This is a genomic window from Streptomyces viridiviolaceus, from assembly GCF_014650995.1.
Taxonomy (GTDB): domain Bacteria; phylum Actinomycetota; class Actinomycetes; order Streptomycetales; family Streptomycetaceae; genus Streptomyces; species Streptomyces viridiviolaceus.
In genome coordinates this window covers 1-779 of record NZ_BMWA01000103.1, presented here as the reverse complement: position 1 = coordinate 779, position 779 = coordinate 1, and the positions used below count along the sequence as shown (strand labels likewise).

The following is a 779-nucleotide window of genomic DNA, read 5'->3' as shown; positions in this document are numbered from 1 at the left end:
TCGTAGTCGCCGCCGAGCTGCGGGTACTCGTTGCCGAGGGTGTTGAGGCAGTGCGGGCAGGTGGCGACGATCTTCTTCGCCGACTTGGGCTTCTTCGATTCCTCGGTGACCTTGCCGTCGTCGTCCATCTCCTCGCCGAAGGCGGCGTTGAGGGACATGACGTTCTCCATGCCGAGCTCCTGGAAGAGGGGCTCGTTGCCGAGGCGGCGGGCGGAGTCGCCGGTGCACTTCTCGTCGCCGCCCATGATGGCGAACTTCACGCCCGCCATGTGCAGCAGTTCGGCGAAGGCCTTGGTGGTCTTCTTGGCGCGGTCCTCCAGGGCGCCGGCGCAGCCGACCCAGTACAGGTACTCGACCTCCGTGAGGTCCTCGATGTCCTTGCCGACGACCGGGACCTCGAAGTCGACCTCCTTGGTCCACTCCAGGCGCTGCTTCTTCGCCAGGCCCCAGGGGTTGCCCTTCTTCTCCAGGTTCTTGAGCATCGTGCCCGCCTCCGAGGGGAAGCTGGACTCGATCATGACCTGGTAGCGGCGCATGTCCACGATGTGGTCGACGTGCTCGATGTCGACCGGGCACTGCTCGACGCAGGCGCCGCAGGTGGTGCAGGACCACAGGACGTCCGGGTCGATGACGCCGTTCTCCTCCAGCGTCCCGATCAGCGGGCGCTCGGCCTCCGCGAGGGCGGCGGCGGGCACGTCCTTGAGCTGCTCCTCGGACGCCTTCTCCTCGCCCTCCATCGTCTTGCCGCCGCCGGCCAGCAGGTAGGGGGCCTTGGCGTG

General features: G+C 67.4%; 1 protein-coding gene. It reads right to left on the bottom strand.

Annotated features, from left to right (window positions below; all coding sequences use genetic code 11):
- The coding region (locus IE260_RS41090) for a heterodisulfide reductase-related iron-sulfur binding cluster (RefSeq protein ID WP_189881029.1) at positions 1-779 on the bottom strand (779 nt) is incomplete at both ends.